The sequence below is a fragment of the Planctopirus hydrillae genome, from assembly GCF_001707835.1.
In the GTDB taxonomy this organism is placed as follows: domain Bacteria; phylum Planctomycetota; class Planctomycetia; order Planctomycetales; family Planctomycetaceae; genus Planctopirus; species Planctopirus hydrillae.
The window spans coordinates 92,474-118,716 of record NZ_LYDR01000027.1 but is presented as its reverse complement, the minus strand read 5'-3'; the positions used below and the strand labels follow the sequence as shown (position 1 = coordinate 118,716).

Sequence of the window (26,243 nt, the reverse complement as noted above, 5' to 3'; positions counted from 1 at the left end):
AGAAGGTGGCGGATCGCATTCGCAGCTATGAGTTTCAATTCTTTCCGTTTCAGAAGATCGTCATTGATAGCTGGGCAAGGATTCACTCTCCTGATCATGCTCGATATCGGGGAAGCGTGCCAGCATATTCTTACGAAGAGCGACTATTGCTTCAGCCAGCTCTTCCTGACGAATTCGACGATGGGTGTGGAATCGGTCAGTCCGTGGGGGTGATGCTTGACACCGGGCTTGGGAATAAGAGTGATCTCGCCACCCAGGGCTTTGTATCTGGTGGCGAGTTCACCGGTGTTTTCATCCCAGGGTACGACTTCGTCGGCATCGCCATAGACATGGAGCAGGGGGATGTTTGCCTTGGCCAGGGGTTCGAGTTGATCGATCGGGCTTAAGCCGGCTTTGGCAATGTCGATATCGCTGGCGATCCCGGCAATCTCCTTGAGTGCTTTCCAATTGGGAGCGCTGCCTGGCCCTTTGTATTGGGCGTTAACGGGTTGGCCAGCAGGCCAGCTCAGGATATTACACACCGGGGCGTCGCCGTAAATGCAGCAGACTTTGTCGGGATGCCGGGAGGCCCAGTTGTAAACATATAAGCCACCCCGGCTGATGCCGACGAGTGCTGGCTGCTGGTCGAAGCCATAATTGCGTGTCAGAAGATTGTAAAACTCTTCCCATGCTTTCATGGCGGGTGCTAAACCGAACTGATTGGGAGTCGGTAAATAAACAATTGCGAACCCTTCCCGCAGCATGCGGGTTTCGAAGTCATTGAGCACATGCGGAAATTCGCCAATCCAGACCCAGGGCTTGCCGCGGCCTTCGGGAATGTTGTGTGCCATTTTGGGCATGACAATCATGGCCTGTTTGCCACCACTCTCGAGCTGATGTACGGGAAAGCCCTGCCACTGGGACTGGCTGGGTGGCAGCTCCCCGGCGATCAAAGCGGCATTCATTCCCAGACCGACCCACAGTCCTACTGCAATGAGGCTGGAGGTGATCTTTGTGAATGATGTTGTTGCAGACATCGTGATCAACAAGTGCGGTATCGAGCTGAATGCGTGCATCGGTGGATGATCCTTCAGGGTTGATTCAATGAATGTCTGTTTTCAGTCAGAGTTGGCATGCGTCACTAAGCTGTTGTGGAATTTTCCACGACAACCTCCGGCCCTTTCAATGGTTGAGTTCATGATTGTGATCTGACTCTTTCGGCAATGCCACCTTTTCCAATTGCAAGGTGAGTTGAAACACTGTTCAGACTGGTGATGAGAGTCGTGAACTGATTTGGGGAGTCTGCGGGTGGCGATGATTTCCCTGTGGGTTATGCCGAAATCTCTCGAATTCTAAGTCAGATCATTTGCCGGAGCCGTGCGGTGTCGCCTATTTCGCCAGACTACCCTCAGGTTTTGAGGCGTGCTCGCGATCCGCTCTGGATTGCGGGAGCCGTTGCTCTGTTATTTCTCGGGCTGATTTTTTGGGATCAATCGTACTCGCTCGATTCTCAACGCGATTCTCTGCGACCGTCATCGAGCGTGAACCCTGGCATCTCGCAGACTCTGGCAGCTCGTCCGAAATTTATCCAGACGGCTCATCTGGCCAGCGCCCATGAGATGTGCCCGCTTCCAGCCTCTGCTTTTGGTGTGGCAGCTTCTGCGCTATCGCCTGTGAATCGACTTGATTATGCACCGTCGCGGACTGGTGCACCGATTGTCGATTTCTTCACTGGTGGCGGCTACTACATGCCCCGCACGCATTGTCTGCTCACATCGGAGGGGACGAGTGATTGGCCGTGGATTATCGCGCTGCTGATGCTGAATGCCGCGGTGATTGTGGCCTATCTACGAATTTTTATTTTCTGGATGAGATCTTACTTCGACGAGCGGGCTGAAGATCGCAATCAGCAGTTGTTCGATCTGGCCGCGATTTTTCTCTTCTGCGCGATCTGTGGCTATGCCATGTCGATGCTGATGTTTGTCTGGCCCGCCTATCGGCTGCTGGCATTCTTCCTGCTGGCACTCAATATCTTTTCCTGGCGATTTTGTACCAATCTCGCATCGTTCGGGAAGATTTTTGCGTCGAAGAGGTTGGAGCGTCAGTTGCGTGAGACAGTCGAGTCGAGGGCCGTCGAACTGGAACGGCAGGTGAGGAATCGCACATCGGAGGTGAACCGTCTCGCGGAAATCGCGCGCCGGACGGCGAATGGTGTGGTGATTACCGATCGCAAGGGCCGTGTCGAATGGATTAACGAAGGGTTCACCCGCATCTGCGGTTATACCATTGAAGATCTTCGCGGGAAAAAACCGGGAGACGTTCTGCAAGGTCCCCATACCAACCCAGAGGTCATCCAACGAATTGGTGATGCGATCCGCCAGGGGCTTCCCGTCACAGAAGAAGTGGTGAACTACTCCAAGAGCGGGCGAGAATACTACATTCGGATTGAAATTGATCCACTGCGCGATGAACGTGGCGAGATCTCGGGTTTTATGGCGATTGAAAGTGATATCACTGAGCAGCATCAACATCAGGAGGAACTCAAACGCCACGCCGAGGAAATGGTGCGTCTCAGGAATGCTGCTGAATCGGCCAATCGTGCCAAGACCGATTTTCTCGCCAATATGAGTCATGAAATCCGCACGCCGATGACAGCGATTCTGGGCTTTACGGAACTCCTGGCCGAAAACAGTGATTCGGCGGGGACGACTTCGGCCGAGCGTGTCGAGTGCATCGAAACCATTCGCCGCAATGGCGATCATCTCCTCGCGATCATTAACGATATCCTCGATCTCTCGAAGATCGAAGCGGGCATGATGACCGTCGAGAAGATTCCCACGGATCTCGTGCATCTACTTAAAGATGTCGAATCCCTGATGCAGTTCAAGGCGACTCGCAAGGGGATCAATCTCCGTTTGAACCTTGTGGAACCACTGCCCACGATCATCCATACGGATCCGGTGCGGCTGAAGCAGATTCTCGTGAATCTGCTGGGGAATGCCATCAAGTTTACCGAGCATGGCGAAGTCTCGATAAAGGTGCATACCGATGCGAATCCCTTTCCGGGCTTAATCGTGATCGATGTCGTTGATACCGGGATCGGGATGACTTCTCAGCAGATGAGTCAACTCTTCGGCGCTTTTGTGCAGGCTGATACCAGTACCACGCGCAAGTTCGGCGGCACTGGCCTTGGCCTGCGTATCAGCAAAAGCCTGGCTCAACTCCTGGGTGGAAACATCACGATCAACAGTGAGCCAGGGAAGGGGAGTGTCTTTCAACTCACCATTTCAACGGGGCTGGCTAAAGCGCCACAGGAAGTCGTCACAGACAACAAGCCCGAGAGTGCCACGCAACGACTGGTGAAAGAAGAGGCGGCGGTGGAGATTGTCAAACAGCTCCCGCTGAGTGGTCTGAATATCGCTCTCGTTGAGGATGGGTTGGATAATCAGCGACTGATTGCTTTTCATCTTCGCAAGGCCGGTGCAGATGTCGCGGTGTTTGACAACGGGAAACTGGCACTCGAAGCGATGACATCCGACGGAACGATTCAAGGTTCTCTGGGGAATGTCGGTCTATTTGATCTCATTGTGACTGACATGCAGATGCCTGAAATGGATGGCTACACTTTCGCGCGATCACTGAGGACGAAAGGGTTCACTCACCCGATTATTGCCTTGACGGCACATGCCATGGAATGGGACAAGAAACGCTGCCTCGATTCCGGATGTGACTACTATATATCCAAGCCAGTGGATCGTGCGGCATTGATTGATACCTGCCGTAATGCGGTCGCGGCATCGGTCAATACAAATTGATACGAATTCCAACTAAAAGCAGCGGTCATCGACAAAAACTGGGGGTTCGCGAAGACGCTCAACCCGAGCCAATTATGGCACAGTTGTTAATTGGAATCTATATACATTGTTGGCTGTATCAGGAGGTGAGAACACCACGTTTTCAATATTAAAAAATAGAAGATGCCGGGCGGAAAAGCTTGAAAAGGTCACTTTCCGCCCGGCGGCTATCGTTGTCGAGAATGGTTGGCTTAAGGTTTCATTTCTTCGAGTTGATCCGCCTTCTTCTCGCCAGCCTTCTCGATAGCATCGGCCTTTCGCTCTCCAATCTTCTCAATGTCATCAGCCTTGTCTTCTGCGACACCGGACTTTGATTCACCGGTAAGAGTTTTTCCTGTCTGGTTGCGAATTGCATCGGCTTCGCTATTGGCTTCGTTCCGGACATCGTTGGCCACACGCTTCGTTTCGTGCCGGATCATGTCGGCCTGTGGCTGCATGGGGCTTTCGCTACATCCGACCAGTCCGGTAATCAACGTGATGGCTACGGCGCCGCTCATTAAATTCTTCATCATGTCTCTCCTGAAAAGGGTGTGCGAGTTTGGCAGTCGTTGAGCAACTCTCGGCAAGGCGAACTAGAACTGCCTTGCTGAAATTCGGGGATGGTGTGTCAGCTTGAGATCTAATGCGTTTCCCAGGAAATAACAGCGTGTTGCTGGTTGCGAAAACATGCTTGCCCAGTATTAACACTGGCAGGCTGCAAGCATGGCACACAGATCGCCCTGATTTCGTGGAAAGCGAGTTCATCACCAGTTCATCCCCTGCTATCGGGGATGTGACTTTAAGCAAGTGGTGTGCCGACGAACTTTCGTGCTGGTTTCGCTGAGAAATCATTGAAAATCGACAACAGGATGGTCGTTCAGCGATCACATCGACTCGTGGCAACACGCAAGTGTGCACGATGAGACCTTTGTCTCTGGCAGCTTCCCGCCTCAATTCGCTCGGGGTGCCATTCGCTGTGAGTGTTAATTGGCTGTGTATGAAAATTTGCGTGGGCGGAAAGTTACAGAGAAGGTTGAGGTCGTATGAGGCTGAGGCCCACGCGTCGACGTTCTTTGTCGATGTCTGCGACCCAGACGGTGACACGGTCGCCGACAGAGACAATTTCGTGCGGGTTGCGAATGAACTGATTCGACATTTTGGAAACGTGGATCAGGGCGCTGTCTTTCAGGCCAATATCGACGAAGGCACCGAAGTCGACCACATTGAGGATGGTCCCTTCCAGTTCGACACCTTCCGCAAGGTCTTCAAATCGCAGAATGTCCTGCCTGAAGACCGGCTTGGGCAGGTCGAGACGTGGATCGCGCCCGGGCCTTAGCAGCGAATCGAGGATATCGCGCAGAGTTTCCATGCCGACATGCACATCGCTGGCTAGACGTTCGAGTTCGGCAGGTTGCTGCTTGATCTGTTCGGCCTGCTGCAGCAATTGGCTTCGCCACTGACTGGTCGAGTTCTCGCCGGTTAACTCGACGAGTGGAACCTGCAGCTTTTCCAGCAGAGTTTTGGTGGCTGGGTAGCTTTCCGGGTGAATCCACGTGCCATCCAGTGGTTCGCTGCCGGCGACTTTCAAAAAGCCCGCTGCCTGAGTGAAGATCGTGGGGCCGATCCCCTGGACTTCGAGCAGTTCGGCCCGATTTCGAAATGGGCCGCGAGCTTTGCGTCGATCGACAATGCGTTTTGCCAGGAGTTGATTCAGCCCTGAGACATACCGCAATAACGAGGCACTGGCGGTATTGAGATCAACCCCCACGTAGTTCACGCATGATTCGACGACACCATCCAGAGCCGACTTGAGTTGTTTGGGCGGGATGTCGTGCTGATACATGCCGACCCCCAAGTGTTGAGGCTCGATTTTGACGAGTTCGCTGAGGGGATCGAGCAAGCGGCGGGCAATGGAAATCGTCCCTCGAGCGGTGGCATCCAGCTCGGGAAATTCTTCGCGGGCGATCGTACTGGCGGAGTAAATGCTCGCCCCGGCCTCATTGACAATAATGTAGTGGACATCGGGAAGTTCATCGCGAATGGCCTGTGCCACAAGTTCTTCGGTTTCGCGGCAGGCCGTGCCGTTGCCAATCGCGATGGTTTTGATGCCATGCTCGCGAACCAGTTGGACAATCTTGTTGCGGGCCTCGAGTTGCCGGTCGGCATTTCCGGTGATGTAGACCACATCGAGTGCGAGGACATCGCCAGTTTCGTTGAGCACAGCCAGCTTGCAACCCGTTCGCAATCCCGGATCGATGGCCAGCACCCGCTGGGGTGCTAACGGAGGTTGGAGCAGCAGATTGCGAAGATTTCTGGCAAAGACATCAATCGCGTGCTTCTCGGCTTTGAGTGTCACATCTTTGCGTAGTTCGCGGTCGAGCGAAGGGAGCAAATGCCTTTCGAGTGCTTCGGCGATGGCCTCGTTCATGAACTGGTTGTAGCAGCGGGCATCGACGTTGAGAATTTTTCCGGTGACAAACTGTGCGCGATGCTTATCCCACGAAACCTTGATGCGCAAAACCTCTTCGCGCTCACCTCGATTGAGTGCGAGCAGCCGATGAGGCGGGATTTTCATGATCATGTCGGAGAAGTCGAGGTAGTCGCGGTACTCGGCCTGCATCTGAGGTGTGGCTTTTTCGATCCCTGTCGATTGCAGGCGACCTGTCTGACGGAGAACCTGTCGGCAGGCTTCGCGAACGGCTGAGTTCTCACTGATCCACTCGACGATGATATCCTGTGCACCACACAAGACCTCTTCGATATTATTCAACCCCTGTTCTGTGGAGATGAAGCTCGTCGCGGCCTGCTGCAAATCACCTAATGTCCGGTCATCATGCAGAATACGTGTGGCCAGTGGTTCGAGACCACGCTGCCTGGCAATGGTGGCCCGGGTTTTTCGCTTGGGTCGAAATGGAAGATAAAGATCTTCGAGTTGTTTGAGTGATGTCGCACTGCGAATGGAGGCTTCCAGTTCCGGCGTGAGTTGCTGCTGCTGCTGAAGCAGGCGGGTAATGGCCGATGCCCGTTCTTCCAGTTGACGCCCGGAAGTGAGCTCTTCGCTGATGAGCCGCAGTTTCTCTTCGTCGAGATTGCCGGTGGCTTCTTTGCGATACCTGGTGATGAACGGGATGGTGTTCCCTTCATCGAACAGACGGACGGCTGCTTCGACCTGGGCAGGCCGAAGTTGCAGAGTTTGAGCGATTCGATCCGTTAATGGTGCGGGAGACGGCATCCGTGATGTCTCAATGGATCAGGAAAGTGATATCAGAAAACTGGAAAGTCGGTCTCTCAAGAAACAAATCAATGATTCGCAAGGGCAAACTTTTCGGATTGTTTCACTTCCACACATCGTGGCGTGTGAACAACTTAAGTGCCAGTGCATGCGATGGTCTCTCAAAAAGGTACCGACAATAGCGATTCTTTCAATTGTTCTCATCGGTCTGGCGGCGAATTGTCTTCTTCGGCTGCAATTGCCGATCGTCATGCAGTCGATGGAGGGTGATTGCCGATTCTGCCTGAACAACTGGCCTAACGCTCAATCCATGGGACGGATTAGCGTAAGCCTCATGTCAGGCATCGCTGGAAGAGCGTGCTTGCCGTGATTAACTGACGCTTGCGGCTTGATCCCACTTTTCGGAACAAATTGATTGATTTCGGCGGCTCTCGCCGGTCGATCACATGAAACAGCTCAGATGGAAGATTGAACTTCGGGTTCGATTTCGATGCGAGCTGTAACCGGGAGTGGTTACTGAGAATCAGGTCGCTGCCTTTCAAGGAGGAATCATGCGACACCGACTTCGACTTTATACAGGTGATGACAGCGAGTGCCTGGCTCAGGACAACCGTGTGCCTGTCCGGCTGAGCGAGATTCGTCGTGCTCTGGCTGATGCATCACGATTTAATCGTGCCTGGCTCAACGACTTCGAAGACGAAGAAGTGGCCATCTCTCCAGATCTGTACGACGTGCTGTCGGCATATCTTCATATGCGTCCGGGTGCATGAGCTGCTTTCGCGGTTCAACCTGATTCTGGCGGTCAAAGCGCTGAATCCACATCAACAGTTGGCCCTTGCTCCCGTTCTGATGGGAGCAGGGGACGTTGAGTGTTGCCATTCTCCATGGGTGCTGCGTTGGAGAGCACTGTGATGACTGGGGTGACGTCGTTGTGCCTTTCCTGGAAAATCACAGCGAGTTGTTGGTTGTGAAGACATGCTTGCCCAGTATTAACACTGGCAGGCTGCAAGCATGGCACACTTCACTTACGGCACACAGAGCGCTTCTATCTCATGGAAAGCGTTTGACTCTATTTCGTGGGATTTACTCGGCGTCTGGATGTGCGGGTGCGGTCTTTGGTTCATGCGGCGGTAAGGTCGAATAGACGGAAACCAGCCGCGACACGAGAATTGCCATGTAGAAGACGCCCGTAATCGCTTCGATCATGGCCAGCATGCGTGCCAGTGGTGAGATGGGAATGATATCGCCATAGCCGGCCGTCGTCAGTGTGATGAAGCTGAAGTAGAGGGCGTTGAACGCATGCATCCGCTGGTCGGGTTCGTGGGGTGTGCTGAACTGGAAGGCGACGCCACTGATCGCGAGATCATCTGCGAGCATGTAGAGTGGGATCCAGGCCATGCCCAGCATGAGATAGCCGCAAATCGCTGCACAGACGACTCGCTGGTCGACCTGAGGTGCCCTCACGATGTACTTCAGCAATTGTGAGATGACGTACAGAAAGAAAATCGTGGTCGTCACCAGATAGATTTCCGGGCCGAGGAGTCTGGGTGAAAAGTGATTGACCCATTTGGCAACCAGCGTCGGGATGGCCAGCGATAAGGCCACAATCAATGCCGATTTCTTTTCGGAGACGGCAATGATGGCCATTGTCATCACCAGTGTGATGAGTACGGATTCAATCAGATCTTTCTGTGGCATGCGCTCAAGAAACGGAGCTGCCAGAAAGAGCAGAATGAGTGAACCCAGCAGTTCAAAGGTCGAATAACGAATCGGCAAAGCTCTCGGTTTCGATGAAGTGCCTGAGTTCTGCCTTGCAGGACTGGCTGTGAGAACTTCCGAGGGATGGGAGGTTGTGCTCATGGACGGATTATTCAAAGAGTTTTCCGTGTGGAAGGCGATGGCCCGGGCTGTGCTGCCGGTTCATCGAACTCACGATGGCAGGTCATTCAGGCGTGACCTGCGACGTGTGTCGATCCTTGAAGTTGATTCTGCAGTTTGGCGTCAGGAATGGTATTCGGCTGTTTCGATGTGTTCTGGCAAGGGGCCCAGGCCGATCATGCGGGCCATGCGTCTGCGTACGGGGTTCGCCATGAAGAAGATCATCCAGCGGAAGATCCACATGCCCACGCCTTTGGCGCGAAAGCCTTCATTGGGGTTGAAGATTTTCGCATGAGCGAATGCCTGGATTTTCTGGATGAACTTCACGGGCTTCTCACGCCGCAGTTGCACCAGATGCAGATCGTCCAGCGTTACTTTCCCTTCGCGGAGTTTTTCTCCCAGCAGATTTGATGTTGCCACGGCATCCTGAATGGCCATGTTCACACCGACGCCACCGGCTGGCGACATGGCGTGGGCAGAGTCTCCAATACAAAGGAAGCCAGGTCTGGCCCATTCATTGAGCCGATTGATCTGGACGGAGAGGAGCTTGACCTGATCCCAGCTTTTGATCGATTTTGTGGCTTCTTCCAGGAATGGGGCGAGTTGTATGACCTTCTCGCGGAAAGCCTCCAGGCCATCGGCCTGAATCTGGTCCAGCTTGCCTTTACCAATCACTGTGCCGCACTGGAAGTAATCTCCACGATCAATCGTGACCATCATCTGGCCGTTGCCCACTCGACCGAGGACGTGGCCTTGCGGATCTTCCATGGTTTTGGGCAGGTGGTACCACAAGACGTCGATGGGGACACCGATTTCCTGCACGTGCAAGTCGGCCTGAGTGCGTAATCGGGAGCCGCGACCATCGGCGGCGACCACAAGATCGGCACGGATTTCATACTCTTCGCCATCGTGGATCGCTTTCACTCCCACGATCTCGCCGTTCTCAAACACGAGGTCTTTCGCTTCGGTGTTCATCATCAGTTGGAACGTCTCAAATTTCGAGGCGTATTCGGCCAGGAAATTGAGAAAATCCCACTGGGGAGCAATGGCCATAAACTTACAATGTGTCGGCAAAGTCGTGAAATCAGGCCCATCAAAGACGTGGCCATCGAGTACTACCTTGAGACTCGGGTACTCCTGGTGGGGAACCTGGGCTCGGAACGCTTCCAGTTGACCCAGTTCGTAGAGGAGTTCGAGAGTGGAAGGATGGATGGTATCTCCCCGGAAATCCCGGAAGAAATCACCATGCTTTTCCAGCACGATGACTTTGACTCCTGAGCGTGCCAACAGGCAGCCCAGCATGAGGCCGGCTGGCCCGCCACCCACTACGCAGCATTGCGTCTGAATCATCTTGGTTCTCTTCCAGCCTGGCGATTGGTGTGGGTAACCCGCTGTTTCCGGGGGCGGCGATCAGTCAACGTGTCGGACAGGCTCCTGCCTGCCGATGCCGCAGCATGGGCATATCACGTCCATCGACCATCACAGTGCACGCGCATGCACGAACTTCGTGATGTGTGCAAGCATGGTGTATTCCGAAGACTCCATGCACCGTGCAAGCGAGAGAAGGCAATAGGCAGGCGGGAGCCTGCTCTACGGAGATGGAAGAGTCGGCTCGACCGTTGGAATCAGCCTGTTGAGAAACGTCGGCAAGGCTGGTGCATTCCGAGGACTCCATGCATCCTACGTTTGGACGGTCGATAGTGGCAGGTGGGAGCCTGCCCTCCGGAACTGCGAAATTGCCCAAGGGGAATTCAGGAATAGATCACGGTTCTCCCCAGTGAGAAATCATGGCTGCGTAAAATCAAGGCGATCGCACGGGCAATTTTTGATCCACCGATCTCCGACGGTTCGATCGGTGAGATCGAAGAATAGTCACGATCCTCGTCGCAGATCAACCGCAGGTCGAGTACTGGAAATCCCGCCAAAATGGCCTCGCGAGTGATGATATCGTTGAACAGAGACAATCCCATTCGATCTGTGATCGTCATGCCCGGGATTGAGTCATAGATCGTGCAAACGACGATGTTCGAAATGCGGTGTGCCAGCAGACGAAGTAGCTGCCGGTATTCCGATTGAAACTGTCGCTGCATGTCCGCCAGATCATGAAGTAGTGCTGGCAGATCCGCTCCGCTGGATCGAAAGAGCGGGGCACTTTCCAGAGCGTTGTTGCCTCCGGCACTGAGTACCAGATGGGATGTCCCATCAGGAATGGCTTGCAATTGTCGGGGAACATTCTCTACGACGGCTCCATCGCGGGCGAGAAGTGTGGCCTGCCAGTCTGTCGGCAACCTTTTCCGCAAGTGCTCAATCACCGGCGAACCTTCAGCCACGTAAGCCGCGTTATCGAAAATCGAATCGCCAAGCAGCGCGGCATGGGGCATGAGAGAGGCTCGCGAATTGTCATAAAGCGCCGGTTTGATGAAACGCCGATCGGGATCCCACGAATGGAGAGTATTTCTTGTCGGGTGCATGCCAATGCACCATTTTTGGTTGATCAACGCAAGGGTGGTGCATTCCGAGGACTCCATGCACCCTACGTTTGGAAGGTCGTTAGTGGCAGGCGGGAGCCTGCCCTACGGAACTGCGATGTTGATTAATTTATCTCGCGGAGTGGTGGAATGGCTGGTCCGTTACCTCCGTTGAAAAAATAGTCGATTTGCACGAGCGGCCAGTAGAAGACATATAGAGAAAAGTTGATGTGATCGCGGGATGTATTAATGGGTTCGATAAAGTAATACCCATGCGAGTGATACCTTTGTGCCTCGCGAATACCAATGCGCGAGAGGACCAGGAACGATCCAACGTACAGCACAATAGCAATGATCACCGCGACATCGGCTCGATGCATGGTTCGGGGCATGGGCGTCATCCGATTAATAACGGCATGATTTGCAGGGTCTCTGTTATCGCACCATCTTTGGTTGGTCAACGCAAGGATGGTGCATTCCGAGGACTCCATGCACCCGACACATGAGAGAATGCAATCGGCAGGCGGGAGCCTGCCCTACGAAATGCTGGCTTCTTTCCTTCCTGCTTTATTCCCTTCTCCCCTCGACTACACTTCCAGTTTGCAGATGCCCCATTGGCCGAAGTTTTCTTCGACTTCTGCCTGTACGTACTTCACCTGCTGGCCAGGCCAGGCGCGGACGACTTCGCACAAATGCTTTGCGAACCAGTCGGCCAGGAGTTCAGCCGTTGTGTTGGCAATGGGGAGCAGGGCGCAGTCTTCCAGAGGAAAGACCCAGCGGCGATCCTCGAACTTCGCTTCGACTTCTTTCGGACCAACTTCGACTTTGATGGTCGGATGCTGGAGCGGCAAGAGGACTTTGTGATCCAGCTCATGGACGAGCTTCTGCGTTGCATCCCGAAGTGCGATGAAATCGAATACATAGCTGTTTTCATCGAGCGGGCCAGTCAACTCGACAGCGACTCGCCAGTTGTGGCCGTGCAGCCGCTCGCAGATGTTGCCGTTAAAGGTGATGAAGTGGGCGGCGCTGAAAACGAGATGGTCTTTGGTGACGCGAACGCGGAATTCGGGCATGGTGGGGGTTCTTGGTTGATGGTTGATGGTTGATGGTTGTGAAGTAGGGTCCGCTGTGCGGACCATGTTGAGTGTGAAATGGCTGTTGGTTTGTCAGAAGTTTACTTGATTCATTGAGGTGGATGACGTTGGCGTGTCGAATTTGGTCCGCATAGCGGACCCTACACAAACGGTCGTCCGCATCGCGGACGCTACGCAGATAGAATCGTGCAAAGATAAACTAACCAGGTGGCGGCGATGAGGTCGGCGGTCGTGCCGGGGTTGCGTTGGTGGCCGTCGGCGCGCAGCCATTGGTCAAAAGTATGATAGAGCTGCCAGCCAGTGGCCGTATAGGGCCAGCCGGCTTCCAGGATGTTTCGGGCCTGCAAGGGAACCTCGGAATGGAACTCAGCCCCCAGCTTCCGAGCAATCAGAGAATCGCCCTGTTGTGAGAGAAGTTCCAGTTGTAATCCGATGGCCGCGACTTCCCACGAAGCGGGGGGAAACTCCCAGCCGGAGGCAAGGCTCAAGGAATCTGTATTCGCTTGAGACTGCTCATCAATCCACCGTTCCAAGCGTGGCAACCAATGTTGGAACAGGCGGGCGAAACCATCGGCATAGCAGGCCGCAATCTGATCACGATCCCGAGCGAGATGCATGACCTCCTGGAGTGATATTGTGGGAGTTTCCCGCACATCCTGTGTGGTGCTTTTTCCCAGCCCGCCGGGTTTGGCTGCCATAATTGCCCGGTACATGGCGGCTGCATCGGCGGTGGTTGATGTCGCGATCAGATGGGCAACAGCCTCTTGCCAGCTTTCCAGTGTTGTGCCGGTTCGAGGGGTCATGCCAGTTCGCCAGGTCATGGCCAATGGAGCGACCAGCAGGACGATCCCGAGGTTCACATTAGAAGGGGAGGAGCTTTGCGATGCAGCCACGGCCTGTTCAATCCACGTTCCGAGTGAGCCGGGGGCTTCCTGGCTCGGCTGGGGCTCGAGTGCAGCCTGGCTGCTGAACTTTGCCAGTAACTCGCCTGCATGGCAAAAATCGACGTAGGAGAGATCGTCAAATGATGTCCAGGGATGCACATTCCCGGCTTTGCGTGAAGTCGCCTCGATAAGGCACGCCAGCTCGATGGCCTCGCCAAGGAGAAGGGCCTGGTTTTCAAGGGTTTTGTCGAATTTTCTGGCCTGGTTCTCGTGCCAGCGAGAAAGAGTTTCCGTGATCTCTTGAAAAACTTGCATCAAAAAAGCGTTTCCTGTGGGTGCCTGCCGGGTGCCAGATTTCGTATTTTTCGCGGGAGAGATGTCGAAAACGAGGTGAGTGAGAGGACTTTCGTCAAAGTGAAGGGCTCTCGATCTTTAGAATTTTGCCAATTCGCCAGAGTCTGTTGGAAGCTCACTCTCCGGCCCGATATCATCTCAGACGCTGCAAGGGCACAATAGCCCATAGGATCACGTCAGGGAAACTGGTTGTCGACCTGTTTCAGAGTGTGCTGAGACAGGGCCCACCGAAGTAACGGAACAATGCATGAAGATTCACGAGTTTCAGGCAAAAGAACTTCTGGCCAAAGCCGGAGTGGCTGTACCACGCGGAATTGTCGCCAAGACACCTGAAGAGGCTCAGGCCGCTTACGGTCAACTGGGAACAGCAGTCGCTGTCGTTAAATCGCAGATTCATGCGGGTGGTCGAGGGAAGGGACGGTTCAAAGAGCAGCCCGAGCAGCCCGGGGTGGTGCTGGTGAAGTCGGCTGCGGATGCAGCCGCCCATGCCAGCCGCATGCTGGGCAATACCCTCGTGACGATCCAGACGGGCGAAGAGGGTAAGAAAGTGCAGACGCTGCTGGTCGAGCAGGGTCTGAAGATTGCCCGCGAGCTGTATGCGGCCTGTGTGGTGGATCGTGAAGTGGCCGGCCCCGTGATCATTGTCTCTTCAGAAGGGGGCATGGATATCGAAGAGGTGGCGGCTCATCATCCGGAGAAGATTCTCACGGAAGCGTTTGATCCCGTCTATGGTCTGGAAGGCTATCAGGCCCGCAAGCTGGCTTTTGCTCTGGGTCTGGAAGGGAATGCTCTCAAGAACGCCGAGAAATTCTTCCGGCAGCTTTCGAAATTCTTCCTCGACAACGATTGCAGCATGGCGGAAATCAATCCGCTGGTCGTGACCGAAGAGGGCGAACTGCTGGCTCTCGATGCCAAAGTGACGTTTGACGACAACGCACTCTTCCGCCATCAGAACGTTTTGGCTTATCGCGATCTGGCCGAAGAAGAGCCATCTGAAATCGAAGCGCAGAAGTGGGGCCTCAGCTACGTCAAGCTCGATGGCAATCTTGGTTGCCTGGTGAATGGTGCCGGGCTGGCGATGTCCACCATGGATCTGATCAAACTGCACGGCGGTGAGCCAGCCAACTTCCTCGATGTGGGTGGTGGTGCCAATGTTGATCAGGTGACAGAAGCCTTCCGCATTATCCTCGCTGATAAGAACGTCAAAGGGATTCTCGTCAACATTTTCGGTGGCATCATGAAGTGCGACACGATTGTGACAGCACTTTTGACGGCCTACGACAAGATTGGTATTCAGGTGCCGCTGGTTGTTCGTCTCGAAGGAACCAATGTGGAACTGGCCCGCAAGATGTTGGCGGAAAGTGGCAAGAAGATCACGACGGGTCTGGATCTGACTGACGCTGCCAAGAAGGCCGTCGCTTCGATTGCCTAGTCCGGCGCATTCACACAACAGGTTTTGAACTTCTTCATCTTCCGAACATCACGTATCTATCGTCGTAGAAAGAATTCTCGAAATGTCGATCCTTGTGGATAAAAATACCAAGATCATTTGCCAGGGGATTACTGGCAAAGCCGGGCTGTTTCATAGTCAGCAGTGCCGGGCCTATGCGAAAGAGCATCGTCCTGGTGAAGATGTGTTTGTCGGCGGCGTGACACCTGGCAAAGGGGGCACGACGGTCGATGATTTTCCGGTTTTTAACACCGTTGCTGAATCCTGTGCCAAGACGGGAGCCAACTGCTCGCTGATTTTCGTACCGCCTCCTTTTGCGGCCGATTCGATTCTGGAAGCGGCTGATGCCGGGATCGAACTGATTGTCTGCATTACTGAAGGGATTCCGGTTCTTGATATGGCGCGGGTGAAGAAGGCGTTGGCCTTTTATCCCAAATCGCGTCTGATCGGGCCGAACTGCCCGGGTGTGATCACTCCCGGTGTGGCGAAGATTGGCATTATGCCCGGCTATATTCATAAACCAGGGACCGTGGGACTGATCAGCAAGAGCGGTACGCTCACTTATGAAGCGACATGGCAACTGGGGAATCTGGGGTTAGGGCAATCGACCGCTGTCGGTATTGGTGGGGATCCCATCATCGGGACGCCTTATATCGAATTGCTCGAAATGTTCCAGAACGATCCCGGGACTGAAGCGATCATGATGATTGGCGAAATTGGTGGAAATGCCGAAATCAAGGCGGCTGAGTACATCAAGGCCCATGTGACCAAGCCAGTGGCGGCATTCATTGCCGGCCAGACGGCACCTCCTGGCAAGCGCATGGGTCATGCGGGGGCCATTATCTCGGGTGGTGCCGGGACAGCCGAAGAAAAGATGGCGGCTCTGGAAGCTGCGGGTGTGGTTGTGGCACGCAGCCCGGGCGAGATGGGTGTGGCTTTGAAGAAAGCGATCGACAATCGCAAGTAGACTTTCCTCGCTGAGAGAGTCATGCTGGCGAAGGATGCAATGATGCTGACGAGACCCCGCCGGAGCAGGGGATTTGCCCAGTTCCGGTGGGGTCGATGATATCGAGTGTCGTTGCGAATCCGCTGATTGATTGAAACTGGTGATTCCGACTGAGTCATATCAAGATGGCGATGGGAAGATCATGCGAGTGCGTTTTGCCTCGTGTGGTCTGGCGACAGTCTCCTCGAATCGGTGAGTCCATCCTCCACAGGAAGACCCTTGCATGATTGCAGCCTCGCATGATGATGGATACTGGCTGGGGTTTGATTTAGGCGGCACAAAAATGCATGCCGGTCTGTTTGACCGCAAGCTGCAACCTGTGGGCCATCGGAGAAAGAAAACCCGCGGGCATGAAGGTGCCGAAGCGGGTGTGGAGCGAATTTGCAACAGCATTGAAAAGCTGCTTGTGGAACTGGATGTTTCTGTCTCGCAATTGCGCGGGATCGCAGTGGGTTGCCCCGGGCCGTTGGATCTCGACAAGGGGATCATTGTCGAGTCTCCGAATCTGGGTTGGAAGAATGTGCCACTGAAGGAGATTCTCGAAAAGCGATTTGGTTGCGAAGCCACCATCCTCAACGATGTGGATGCTGGTGTGTATGGTGAGCATCGCTTTGGAGCAGGTTCTGGTGCCCGTACGACTTTAGGAGTTTTTCCCGGGACCGGGATTGGTGCAGGTCTCGTCTATGAGGGGCGAATTTACCGCGGTCGCAAATCGTCTTGCCTGGAATTGGGGCATATTCCGGTGGTGCCCAATGGGGCCATGTGCGGTTGTGGTCGCCGAGGATGCCTGGAAACAGTCGCGAGTCGATTGTCGATGTCGGCCGAGATTGCCAAAGCGGCGTATCGTGGACAGGCCCCCCATCTGATGCGGGTGGCGGGAACAGATCTGGCGAACATTCGCAGTGGCACATTGGCTGAGGCCATCAGCGATGGTGACACAGTGGTCGAAAAGATTGTTCGCGATGGAGCCCACCATCTCGGTGTCGCGATTGCAGGAACTGTCAACCTGTTGCTTCCTGATGTGATTGTGCTGGGGGGAGGATTGGTGGAAGCTTTGCCCAAGCTCTTCCTGGAAGAAGTTCAAAATGCTTTGGGACGTCACGTGATGCCCGCCTATGAAGGGGCTGTCGAAGTGAAAGTTGCCAAGCTGGGAGATGATGCCGGCGCACTGGGTGCTGCCGCCTGGATTCGTCATCTTGTCGAAGAGAAGACTGCCAAGAATTGATGTCTGGAACCCCCGGGAGATGGTTCGAGTGACCGGCGAGTCGCCCTTGAAAGACGTTGCGTTTCGATCCCTGCCCTGGCATGAATCTGTGATTGGTACCGGGGAAGCATGGAGGAGGCCGGCATGTTGATAGGTCTGAGAGGATTAGAGGGTGTCGAAAGTGGTGGAGGCCACCGCTCGCCGGCGCATGTTCGACCGGTGGCTGTGATTGATATTGGTGCCACGTCGATTCGCATGGCGATTGCTGAACTTCACGAATCGGGAGAGGTGCATCTGCTCAGCACGCTGTCGCAAGCTGTGCATCTGGGGCGGGACGTTTTTTCGAAGGGTGTGATCGACAAAGCGACCATTGAAGAGTGTGTGCGCGTGCTGCGCAGTTATCGGCGAGTTCTGGCGGAGTACGAACTTTCCCGGCCTGACCAGATTCGTGTGGTGGCCACAAGCGCTGTTCGCGAGTCGATGAACAAACTGGCCTTTCAGGATCGAATTTATACCGCTACTGGTCTGCAGGTCGAAGTGATCGACGAGGCCGAAGTCAGTCGGATTACTTACCTGGGTGTTCAGCCACTGCTGAAATCCGACAAACAGTTTGCCGAATGGGGAACGCTGGTTGTCGAAGTAGGTGGGGGTAGTACGGAAATTCTGGTGCTCCAGAATTGTGATGTGCAGTTTTCGCAGACCTATCGGCTGGGTTCATTGAGACTGCGGGAAACGATCGAAGCGTATCAGTCTTCCCGCGTCACGATCCGGCATATTCTGGAAACACAGATGCGGCGTGTGATCGAGCAGGTCTCGCAGCATGTGAATCGTTCAGAAATCCGCAATATGGTTGCACTGGGTGGCGATATGCGGTTTGCCGCCCATCAACTGGGTGGCGAAGTGGGCCATGATGGCATGCTCAGGTTGAAAGTGAATGAACTCGAACAGTTGACGAATACGATTCTCGATCTGAATGAAGACAAGATAGTTCACAAGTACCACATTTCATTTCCTGATGCGGGGACATTAGGGCCGGCACTGCTGGCTTACGTCCAGATGGCGAAGTCATTCCAACTCGATGAGATTCATGTGGCGAACGTCAATCTGCGCGATGGCATGCTGACGGACATGGCTTCGCACGGGGCTCTTAATGAAGATTTTCGCAATCAGGTGGTGCGTTCGGCGATTGAGCTCGGGAGGAAGTTTAACTTTGCTGAAGCTCATGCCCGGCATGTGGCTAAACTCTGCAAAATCCTGTTTCAGGGTTTACGAGAAGAGCATCATCTGGAGCCCCGGTTCGAACTGCTGCTGACTGTCGCTGCACTTCTGCACGAAATCGGTCTGTATATTGGCCCGAGCGGCTATCATAAGCATTCGATGTATCTCATTCTGAACAGCGAGTTGTTCGGTCTCAGCCGGACGGATGTGATGCTGATTGCGTTGACGGCCCGATATCATCGCAAGACATCTCCCAAGCCGACGCATACTGGCTTTACACAACTGGATCGCGACCAGCGCATTGCGGTCGTGAAGATGGCGGCACTGTTAAGACTGGCAGATGCTCTCGATGCTTCGCACAGCCAGCGACTGCACGAATTGTGGTTCGCCCGGGAAGGTTCGAGACTGGTGATCAGTCTGCCTCAAGTCGAAGATCTGGCTCTGGAACAACTGGCACTGAAACAGACCGGAGCACTTTTTGAGGAAACCTACGGAATGTCGGTTCTGCTCCGAAAACTGAGGCAGTAAGCCATGTGTTGATCCAGTGGCGATCTGCCATTGAGCCTGACTGACCAGAGAAATCTTTGGATCGCTATCGATCATCCGCCGTTTATTGTTGAAGAAGTCGCCTATGAATTCCAAAGCCAGCCAGCCTGCTCAATCTGCTGTTTCACAGTCTGCGGAGAGTCGTTTTTTCAATCGCGAGTTGAGCTGGCTCGAATTCAATCAGCGGGTGCTCGATGAAGCACTCGATGCGACATCACCGCTGTTAGAGCGACTCAAGTTTCTGGCGATTACCGCCTCGAATCTTGACGAATTCTTCATGGTGCGTGTGGGCAGTTTGCAGATGCTGAGGCGACAGCAGAACACGTCGCGCGATCCTGCCGGCCTGACGGCAATCGAGCAACTGGAAGCCATCAGCCAGCGAACACATCAGATGGTGAGGGAACAGTATCGCTGCCTGCTCAAAGAGATTGAACCTGCGTTGCAAGCCGATCAACTCCGTCGAGTCACCAAAGATGAGCTTTCGGATCGCCAACATACGGTCATCCGGCAGGTCTTCGAGCAGAAGATCTATCCAATTCTCACTCCGATTCGAGTGACGGGCCATGATGATTTTCCGCAACTCGTCAATCAGACAATGAATCTGTGTGTGCGATTAAAAGGTGAGAGCGATGACTCACCCAAGTTCGCGGTGATTCCCTTTGGACGGGGGCGTGAACGCATTGTCACGTTGCCTCATGAGGCGGGTGGGTATTCTTACATTCTGCTGGAAAACCTGCTGGAAATCTGCATTGGCAGCTTCTTTGCCGGTGAGATGGTTCTGGAATGCGTCCCATTCCGCATGACTCGCAATGCCGATATGGAACTGCGCGAAGATGGTGCGAGCGATCTCTTGAAGGAAATGGTGGAGGCACTCGATGCCCGCCGCGAAGGGGATTGTGTCCGGCTGGAAGTTGCGTCCACGGTTTCCACAGAAACTTTGAGCTTTCTGATGCAGGTGACAGAGGTCTCCGAGCAGGATGTCTATCTGCTCGACGGGCCACTGGATCTGACCGTCATGATGCGGGTGTTTGAGATTCAAGGGTTCGACCAGCATCGCGATAAGCCGTGGCCCTCACGCAATTCGCCCAGGATCGATGCGACTCAAAGCATCTTTCAGGAGATCGCGAAAGGGGACATTCTGCTGTATCACCCTTACGAAAGTTTCGATCCCGTCGTGCGGTTTATCGAAGAGGCGGCTGTTGATCCTGATGTGCTCGCCATTAAGCAGACGTTATACCGCACCAGCCGCAACAGTCCGATTGTCTCTGCTCTCAAGCGGGCGGCACAGAATGGCAAGTATGTGACGGCAGTCCTGGAACTCAAGGCCCGCTTTGATGAGGCCCGCAATATTGAGTGGGCACGCGATCTGGAACGATCAGAAGTTCAAGTGATTTATGGCGTCAAAGGTCTCAAGACGCATGCTAAAGTCTGCCTCGTGGTTCGAAGAGAGCCGCATGGCATTCAGCGGTACATGCACTTTGGAACAGGCAACTACAATGAAATGACATCGAGGCTGTATGTCGATGCCAGTCTCTTTACTTGCGATGAAGATTTAGGGTCGGATGCGACGGCGCTGTTTCATGCAGTCACAGGTTACAGCCAGCCTCAGCGTTTCCGCAGGCTGGAAGCAGCACCCTTAGGGTTGCGTGAAAAACTGCTCGAATTGATTGATGCCGAAATCGACCGCAAGAAGCATGGCCAGAAAGCGATGATTCACGCCAAGCTCAACGCGCTGGTTGATGAAAAGATGATTGAGGCGCTGTACCGTGCGTCTCAGGCGGGTGTCAAAATCCGGCTCAATGTCCGTGGCGTCTGCTGCCTGAAACCGGGCATTGAAGGATTAAGTGAGAACATCGTCGTCACGAGTATTGTGGATCGATTTCTGGAACATAGCCGGATTCTGTACTTTCATCATGGGGGAGACGAACTGGTTTTCATTTCCAGTGCCGACTGGATGCCGCGAAACCTGGATCGACGGATCGAACTTCTGGTTCCGGTCAATGCACCGGCCGCCAAATCGAGGCTGCTCAGTATTTTGAAGACTCATTTCATGGATACTGCCAAAGCTCGAAAACTTATGCCTGACGGGCGTTATGTTCGCAGTGCTGTTCCTGCGGGGACAGAGCCGTTTCGCAGCCAGGCTCAGCTCTATGCGAGGATTTCTGAGGAAGTTCAGGAAGCTGAGCAAATGCGACCCACCATGCTGGAACCACACCTCCCTTCTGATGTGGAGAAGCTGAGTCGCTGATTCTGTCGGGGCAGTCCATTTGGCAGGAGAGAACTTCGCAGGAGATGACAGCGAAGAGTTGATGCTCAAGGCATTCTGGCTCAGAGCCACCCCGTCGCAAGCATGGCACATTGCGCGAGACACTGTTCTGTCATCGGGCAATTCTCAGGATAGTGGCACGCGAAGTTTACCTGGGCTGATTCAGCCACTCGATCGGCTTGGCCTTGCTGTCCGTGGCCTGGCTCTCTTTCGATAACATGGTCGCATGGAATCGTACAAGGCGGCCCTGTTGATCGCCTGCCAGCAGATCGCCTGTCGTTCCATCAAACGCCAGCGAAAGAGCCATCGCTGGAAGTTTCAGACGGTTTGTAATGGATCGTTTTTCGGGATCACCGCCAATCAGCACGATCTGCTGATCGCGTAGTGCCAGAGCGAGGCATTCTTCGATCCCGGCAGTAGAGTTTGGAGGGCGGTATGCGATGCGGACAGGAGCTGCGGGGAGCTTCACTTTCTGTACGACTTTGCCATCTGCAATATTCCAGATCAGCAGTTGTGCTTCCTGAGCGATACTGGCAGCCTGCTTCTCAGAAAGGCAAACGACATCACTGATCGAGCTCGTATGCGATGAAAAAGTCAGTTCAATATTGCCAGTTCGGGCCGAGGCCACTTTGATCGTTTTGTCTCGACTGGCCGAGAGAAGTCGCTGGCTGTCAGGTGTCCAGGCCAGAGCGGTAATCCAGTCGGAATGATCTTCGGAAAGTCGATACTCGATGAGCGATTGTCTTTCATACCAGCGGATGGCCCGATCCGTTCCGCCGGTTGCCAGCCATTTGCCATCGGGTGAAAAGCGAACGGAAGTGGCTTCATCGACCGTCATGGCAATGGTTCGCTGGCCAGGTGATCCTGCGGATGAGAGTGGCCAGGGAGCAATGCCGATGGCACCCCATCGGCCGGGCTTCCCGGAAGCGATGGCAAGCGTCTGGCCATCGGGCGAAAAACTCAGCGATAAAACACGTTCACATGGCAACGGCAGGCGGTGTGAGAGCTGTGCTGCTCGATCCCAGGCCAGAACTTCCCCATAGCCAGATGTGACAATCTCGCCGGAAGTCGGTTGCATCGCCAGGGCGGTGATGGCGACCGGTCGAGTGACAGTTGTGGAGTTTACCGCCGGATTTGTGCTGGCTGCTCCAGCCAACGTCACAATCGATGTTTGTTCGTGGAGACCGATACCCGGCGAGGCACCCTGTTCAATCCAGTGCCGCAATAATGCGAGTTGATGATCAGAGAGTGAAGGCTGATCTTTAGGCATTAAGCCTTCGCGGCAATCGGTGTAAAGTGATGACTCTTCGGGGCGGGAAGGGATAAGAACGGCTCCGGATTCGCCACCACGCTGCAGGCTCGCCCAGTTCTCCAGATTGAGGCTGCCTCCCGCCACCCGGCTGTTATGGCAGGCATAGCAATGTTTGACCAGCAGTGGGGCAATGTGCCTGGAGAAGGTCAATTTTCCATCACCCCATCGACCGTTTTTCAGATCTTCGTCCCGGGGTGCCTGACGAGTTTCTTCGGCTTGAAGCCATGCCGTGAGGCGGGTTTCAGCGACACGATGATCAAAGCGTCGAGCTTCCTCTTCGATGGTCAAAACTTCGAATGCTTCACGGGCTTGATCAACGGCCTGGCGGAGTCCTTTCAGTTCGGGTTCCGCCTGTTGAAGCTGCTCCTGCAGTGGTTCCTGACGCTGCTTGAGTTCGATGACTTTTCGCTGGAGGGCAGCCTCTTTTTCTGAAGGGTAGGGGGCACCGGCCAGTTCATCGTCTTTCACGGTCGACTTGGCGAACTTCTCGCGAAGCTCGCGGATCTCCTTCTGGCTGGTGTCCAGCTCACGACGGATTTCGCCAAGTTGGTCGTGTACAGGATCCAGTGGCTTGGCTGTGCGCCTGAGTTGATTCTGAGCATTCAACAAGACCTCTTCCGCAGCAATCCGGCGCGAGGTGGCCGACTTCCACACTTCGGAAGTTTGAGCGACGGCAACCGTCAATTCCTCTGGCGGACGGGTCTCTTCTGCCCATGAGGTCGTGGAACAAATCAATCCGCAGGCGATCGCACCGACGAAGCCAGGGAGCATGCCGATTCCGATCGGCATGCTCCCTGGGATACTCTGGGCCATGACAGAAAGCCAGGCGAAGTGAGATAGTCTCGGCATGGCAAGTGGGTGTCTTCTGTATAGTTTGGTCTGGGCAGGGTCGGTAAGTCTCTACACGTGCAGAGGCTATTAGAACCCATCAAACTACACAGATCTGTCGTGTGATTCGAGTGGATTTTTCGTGCAGATCGTCTGTTGAAACTGGCACGACTCAATGCAAACAGACCATGAGACGCCAGTCAGGAACTGGTGTGACATGGTCTGGAAGAATGCATGTGGCTGATCCAGTCAAAGCTTCGACTGTATAAGCTCAATGTTATCAATTACTTACGATGACGAATTCGAGCCCGCATCTTTCGCTTTTTGCGACCAATCTTGCGGCGGCCCCGCCCAGTTTTCTTAACACCCATGACCTTAACGCTCCGTTGTTTCAGCGTCCGCGAAGTAATTTATTCCGTCAGAAGTGATGAAGGTTAGCAGCAACTCGACGTTCCTTCAAGCAACTGCCCGGGAATCCATCACTTCAGGGCTGCTTGTGCTCACTTCGCCCATGATCGTGGGAGTGATCGTGGGAGTGATCGTGGGAGTGATCGTGGGAGTGATCGTGGGAGTGATCGTGGGAGTGATCGTGGGAGTGATCGTGGGAGTGATCGTGGGAGTGATCGTGGGAGTGATCGTGGGAGTGATCGTGGGAGTGATCGTGGGAGTGATCGTGGGAATGGTCGTGGGAATGGTCGTGGGAATGGTCGTGGGAATGATCGTGGGAATGATCGTGGGAGTGATCGTGGGAGTGATCGTGGGAGTGGCGTGTGGCGATCTTCTCTGGTGCGATCGATTTCTGAGGCTGCGTTCCACTTACGAGATAGGCGGCTTCAGCAGCCCGATAAATCTCACGAATCGGTCGGCCTGCCAGTTCGGCCACCTGTCGACAGCTTTCAAACTCAGGTGCAAACGATGGTGCCAGTTGGGTTCCCAGCCCGAGTTTGCCTTCCACGGGGCCAAACTCTGTCTCGACGATCACCGATTGTCGTGTGCGTTTGGATCGTCGCATGATCGAGCGGCGGATTCCCAGCGTGCCGGTTTCAGTGAACAATATTGCTTCCAGTTTCGGGCCGTCAGCCGGGTGGCACAGGAGACTCAACAGCACTCCCGGGCGGTTCTTCTTCATGTCGATCGAAGTTAACCAGACATCAAATGCTCCCGCTGTGGCAAGCTGCTCGCGGACATAGCCGATCACTTCTCCACTGACATCATCCAGATTTGTCTCCATGAGCAGAACGGTGTCGCTCTCGGGGTCGGCAATGGCCTCACCCACAAACAGCCGCAGAATGTTCGCCCGTTCCGGCATGTCGCGAGTTCCCGCGCCATGTCCAACTTTTTCAATCACCATTTCCGGAACACCCAGCGTGAACCGGTTGACCAGCACCCGCAGAATGGCAGCCCCCGTGGGAGTTGTCAGCTCGTAAGGGAGGTCTTCCTGCGCGAGGGGAATCCCCTTGAGAAGTTCGGCTGTCCCTGGCGTGGGAATCCGGCAGCGCCCATGAGCAATCATGACATCCCCACGACCGGTGGGAGTCGGGCTGGCCAGAATTTCATCGACACCCAGGAGATCGAATCCCACCGCGGCGGCTGTGATATCCACAATCGAATCGATGGCTCCGACTTCGTGGAAGTGGATTTTCTCCATGGTTGAGCCATGCACATGAGCCTCGGCAATGGCGATTTCCTGGAAGATCCGCTTGGCCAGAAGCCTTTGTCGGATGGTCAATTCATCCGCACGATCAAGGATTTCGTAGATATCGGCCAGATAGCGATGGGCGTGCTGTTCCGGATGATGGACTTTCATGTGCCGGGCTCGAAAGCCACCCCGCATCACCGTTTCGAATTCGATCCGAACTCCCGGCAAGCGCAGCGAGTTGATCGCGGTTTCGAGTGCGAGTTCCTCGACACCGGCATCAACCAGTGCCGCCACGGTCATATCTCCACTGATTCCACTGGCGCAATCGAGGTACGCAATTCTCATGCTGCTTCATTCCCTGGCCATGTTGCCTATTTGTGATAGAGATCAATTGGCCAAGAGATTGACGTTTTTCGGGCAGGTTTGGCAAGTGCGAGAGAAGTCGGCACAATACAGATTCCTCGCCGCCAGTGAATTCACTGACCGGCCTCCACTTTGAGCCAGTCGTAAAACAGGAATGGCATTTATGGCCGACATCCGTGTCACTCACGAAGCGCAGGTGACCGTGATTTCGTTTCCAGCAGTCTTTCAAAGATTGCGTGAAACCGAAGTTGAACAGATTGCCTCCACATTTCTCGCTGCCATGCAAGGGGCGCAGCCGAGGAAAGTTCTTATTGATCTTGAGGGTGTCGAGTTCTTCGGCTCTTCGTTTATCGAATTGCTGGTTCGCGGCTGGAAGAGAATTAAAGAAGATCAGCAGGGAGTTTTCGCCCTGTGCAGCGTCTCACCTTATTGCGTGGAAGTGCTGCAGGTGACTCATATCGATGAAGTCTGGCCACGCTACAACACAAAGCAGGAAGCACTCGCAGCCATGGCCACGTGAATCGGCCGAAGGTGTCAATCGCTCCATGATTTAATGGTGCGCTGAGGTTGCTTAAAGCATGCTTGCTCAGAGCCGCAAGCATGGCACATAAGTGCTGATAAATCGTGGAAACCGTGAAAAAGTTGCCTTTTTGTAACAACGAAAAACCCCGGTTACTGAGTTGTGAAAC

19 protein-coding genes are annotated in these 26,243 nt (G+C 54.3%); 8 read left to right on the top strand and 11 right to left on the bottom strand.

Annotated elements, in window-relative coordinates; all coding sequences use genetic code 11:
• Positions 1-143: 143 nt before the first annotated feature.
• The gene (locus A6X21_RS02085) at positions 144-1,055 is read right to left on the bottom strand and encodes an alpha/beta hydrolase (protein WP_083233337.1); all 912 of its coding nucleotides are present in this window, start codon (positions 1,053-1,055) and stop codon (positions 144-146) included.
• A 306-nt stretch (positions 1,056-1,361) separates the two neighbouring features.
• Here A6X21_RS02085 and A6X21_RS02080 point away from each other — a divergent pair, with 306 nt between their 5' ends.
• Positions 1,362-3,794 (top strand): PAS domain-containing hybrid sensor histidine kinase/response regulator, encoded by a 2,433-nt coding sequence (locus tag A6X21_RS02080; protein ID WP_131818142.1) that lies wholly within the window; start codon positions 1,362-1,364, stop codon positions 3,792-3,794.
• Positions 3,795-4,024: 230 nt separating this feature from the next.
• Here the strand turns inward: A6X21_RS02080 and A6X21_RS02075 are convergent, their stop codons facing one another.
• Together A6X21_RS02075 and A6X21_RS02065 are read right to left on the bottom strand one after the other, a co-directional pair.
• A complete protein-coding gene (locus tag A6X21_RS02075; protein ID WP_131818141.1) occupies positions 4,025-4,345 on the bottom strand; it encodes a hypothetical protein in 321 nt (106 codons plus the stop codon).
• Between the two features lie 488 nt (positions 4,346-4,833).
• Positions 4,834-7,044, bottom strand: coding sequence for a Tex family protein (locus A6X21_RS02065; protein ID WP_068845741.1), 2,211 nt, complete (start codon positions 7,042-7,044; stop codon positions 4,834-4,836).
• Positions 7,045-7,595: 551 nt separating this feature from the next.
• On the opposite strand from A6X21_RS02065, the gene A6X21_RS02055 reads away from it, so the two are divergent.
• On the top strand, positions 7,596-7,814 hold the full coding sequence (locus tag A6X21_RS02055; RefSeq protein WP_013110669.1) for a hypothetical protein: 219 nt from the start codon (positions 7,596-7,598) through the stop codon (positions 7,812-7,814).
• 313 nt (positions 7,815-8,127) lie between these two features.
• Here A6X21_RS02055 and A6X21_RS02050 read toward each other — a convergent pair whose 3' ends face one another.
• The 6 genes from A6X21_RS02050 to A6X21_RS02025 form a co-directional block, all read right to left on the bottom strand.
• Positions 8,128-8,904, bottom strand: a complete 777-nt coding sequence (locus A6X21_RS02050; protein ID WP_068845737.1) for a potassium channel family protein — start codon at positions 8,902-8,904, stop codon at positions 8,128-8,130.
• A gap of 141 nt (positions 8,905-9,045) precedes the next feature.
• Positions 9,046-10,272 carry an FAD-dependent oxidoreductase gene (locus A6X21_RS02045; RefSeq protein WP_068845735.1) on the bottom strand — a complete coding sequence of 409 codons (1,227 nt, stop codon included), beginning with the start codon at positions 10,270-10,272 and terminating at the stop codon, positions 9,046-9,048.
• 401 nt (positions 10,273-10,673) lie between these two features.
• Positions 10,674-11,303: an SGNH/GDSL hydrolase family protein gene (locus tag A6X21_RS02040; RefSeq protein WP_068845771.1), complete on the bottom strand. Its 630-nt coding sequence runs from the start codon at positions 11,301-11,303 to the stop codon at positions 10,674-10,676.
• Positions 11,304-11,515: 212 nt separating this feature from the next.
• On the bottom strand, positions 11,516-11,782 hold the full coding sequence (locus A6X21_RS02035; protein WP_068845733.1) for a hypothetical protein: 267 nt from the start codon (positions 11,780-11,782) through the stop codon (positions 11,516-11,518).
• A gap of 195 nt (positions 11,783-11,977) precedes the next feature.
• Positions 11,978-12,463: a 6-pyruvoyl trahydropterin synthase family protein gene (locus A6X21_RS02030; RefSeq protein ID WP_068845731.1), complete on the bottom strand. Its 486-nt coding sequence runs from the start codon at positions 12,461-12,463 to the stop codon at positions 11,978-11,980.
• Between the two features lie 191 nt (positions 12,464-12,654).
• On the bottom strand, positions 12,655-13,683 hold the full coding sequence (locus A6X21_RS02025) for a triphosphoribosyl-dephospho-CoA synthase (protein WP_068845730.1): 1,029 nt from the start codon (positions 13,681-13,683) through the stop codon (positions 12,655-12,657).
• A gap of 286 nt (positions 13,684-13,969) precedes the next feature.
• On the opposite strand from A6X21_RS02025, the gene sucC reads away from it, so the two are divergent.
• From sucC to ppk1, 5 genes are all read left to right on the top strand, one after another.
• On the top strand, positions 13,970-15,154 hold the full coding sequence (gene sucC, locus A6X21_RS02020) for an ADP-forming succinate--CoA ligase subunit beta (protein ID WP_068845728.1): 1,185 nt from the start codon (positions 13,970-13,972) through the stop codon (positions 15,152-15,154).
• Between the two features lie 82 nt (positions 15,155-15,236).
• Positions 15,237-16,139: a succinate--CoA ligase subunit alpha gene (gene sucD, locus A6X21_RS02015; protein ID WP_068845726.1), complete on the top strand. Its 903-nt coding sequence runs from the start codon at positions 15,237-15,239 to the stop codon at positions 16,137-16,139.
• Positions 16,140-16,401: 262 nt separating this feature from the next.
• On the top strand, positions 16,402-17,403 hold the full coding sequence (locus A6X21_RS02010; protein WP_068845724.1) for an ROK family protein: 1,002 nt from the start codon (positions 16,402-16,404) through the stop codon (positions 17,401-17,403).
• A 123-nt stretch (positions 17,404-17,526) separates the two neighbouring features.
• Positions 17,527-19,128: a Ppx/GppA phosphatase family protein gene (locus A6X21_RS02005; RefSeq protein WP_068845722.1), complete on the top strand. Its 1,602-nt coding sequence runs from the start codon at positions 17,527-17,529 to the stop codon at positions 19,126-19,128.
• Between the two features lie 103 nt (positions 19,129-19,231).
• Complete coding sequence (ppk1, locus tag A6X21_RS02000) at positions 19,232-21,394, top strand: polyphosphate kinase 1 (RefSeq protein WP_068845719.1); 2,163 nt, start codon at positions 19,232-19,234, stop codon at positions 21,392-21,394.
• Positions 21,395-21,560: 166 nt separating this feature from the next.
• Here the strand turns inward: ppk1 and A6X21_RS01995 are convergent, their stop codons facing one another.
• Together A6X21_RS01995 and larC are read right to left on the bottom strand one after the other, a co-directional pair.
• Positions 21,561-23,573, bottom strand: a complete 2,013-nt coding sequence (locus A6X21_RS01995; protein ID WP_083233335.1) for a c-type cytochrome domain-containing protein — start codon at positions 23,571-23,573, stop codon at positions 21,561-21,563.
• 463 nt (positions 23,574-24,036) lie between these two features.
• A complete protein-coding gene (larC, locus tag A6X21_RS01990; RefSeq protein WP_068845715.1) occupies positions 24,037-25,536 on the bottom strand; it encodes a nickel pincer cofactor biosynthesis protein LarC in 1,500 nt (499 codons plus the stop codon).
• A 181-nt stretch (positions 25,537-25,717) separates the two neighbouring features.
• On the opposite strand from larC, the gene A6X21_RS01985 reads away from it, so the two are divergent.
• Complete coding sequence (locus tag A6X21_RS01985) at positions 25,718-26,074, top strand: STAS domain-containing protein (RefSeq protein WP_068845712.1); 357 nt, start codon at positions 25,718-25,720, stop codon at positions 26,072-26,074.
• Positions 26,075-26,243: the final 169 nt, after the last annotated feature.

Excerpts from the sequence above, each read along its gene's own strand:
- A6X21_RS02085 (WP_083233337.1), bottom strand. The coding sequence starts at position 1,055 with ATGCACGCATTCAGCTCGATACCGCACTTGTTGATCACGATGTCTGCA.
- A6X21_RS02075 (WP_131818141.1), bottom strand. The coding sequence starts at position 4,345 with ATGATGAAGAATTTAATGAGCGGCGCCGTAGCCATCACGTTGATTACC.
- A6X21_RS02065 (WP_068845741.1), bottom strand. The coding sequence starts at position 7,044 with ATGCCGTCTCCCGCACCATTAACGGATCGAATCGCTCAAACTCTGCAA.
- A6X21_RS02055 (WP_013110669.1), top strand. The coding sequence starts at position 7,596 with ATGCGACACCGACTTCGACTTTATACAGGTGATGACAGCGAGTGCCTG.
- A6X21_RS02050 (WP_068845737.1), bottom strand. The coding sequence starts at position 8,904 with ATGAGCACAACCTCCCATCCCTCGGAAGTTCTCACAGCCAGTCCTGCA.
- A6X21_RS02045 (WP_068845735.1), bottom strand. The coding sequence starts at position 10,272 with ATGATTCAGACGCAATGCTGCGTAGTGGGTGGCGGGCCAGCCGGCCTC.
- A6X21_RS02040 (WP_068845771.1), bottom strand. The coding sequence starts at position 11,303 with ATGCCCCATGCCGCGCTGCTTGGCGATTCGATTTTCGATAACGCGGCT.
- A6X21_RS02035 (WP_068845733.1), bottom strand. The coding sequence starts at position 11,782 with ATGCCCCGAACCATGCATCGAGCCGATGTCGCGGTGATCATTGCTATT.
- A6X21_RS02030 (WP_068845731.1), bottom strand. The coding sequence starts at position 12,463 with ATGCCCGAATTCCGCGTTCGCGTCACCAAAGACCATCTCGTTTTCAGC.
- A6X21_RS02025 (WP_068845730.1), bottom strand. The coding sequence starts at position 13,683 with ATGCAAGTTTTTCAAGAGATCACGGAAACTCTTTCTCGCTGGCACGAG.
- sucC (WP_068845728.1), top strand. The coding sequence starts at position 13,970 with ATGAAGATTCACGAGTTTCAGGCAAAAGAACTTCTGGCCAAAGCCGGA.
- sucD (WP_068845726.1), top strand. The coding sequence starts at position 15,237 with ATGTCGATCCTTGTGGATAAAAATACCAAGATCATTTGCCAGGGGATT.
- A6X21_RS02010 (WP_068845724.1), top strand. The coding sequence starts at position 16,402 with ATGATTGCAGCCTCGCATGATGATGGATACTGGCTGGGGTTTGATTTA.
- A6X21_RS02005 (WP_068845722.1), top strand. The coding sequence starts at position 17,527 with ATGTTGATAGGTCTGAGAGGATTAGAGGGTGTCGAAAGTGGTGGAGGC.
- ppk1 (WP_068845719.1), top strand. The coding sequence starts at position 19,232 with ATGAATTCCAAAGCCAGCCAGCCTGCTCAATCTGCTGTTTCACAGTCT.
- A6X21_RS01995 (WP_083233335.1), bottom strand. The coding sequence starts at position 23,573 with ATGCCGAGACTATCTCACTTCGCCTGGCTTTCTGTCATGGCCCAGAGT.
- larC (WP_068845715.1), bottom strand. The coding sequence starts at position 25,536 with ATGAGAATTGCGTACCTCGATTGCGCCAGTGGAATCAGTGGAGATATG.
- A6X21_RS01985 (WP_068845712.1), top strand. The coding sequence starts at position 25,718 with ATGGCCGACATCCGTGTCACTCACGAAGCGCAGGTGACCGTGATTTCG.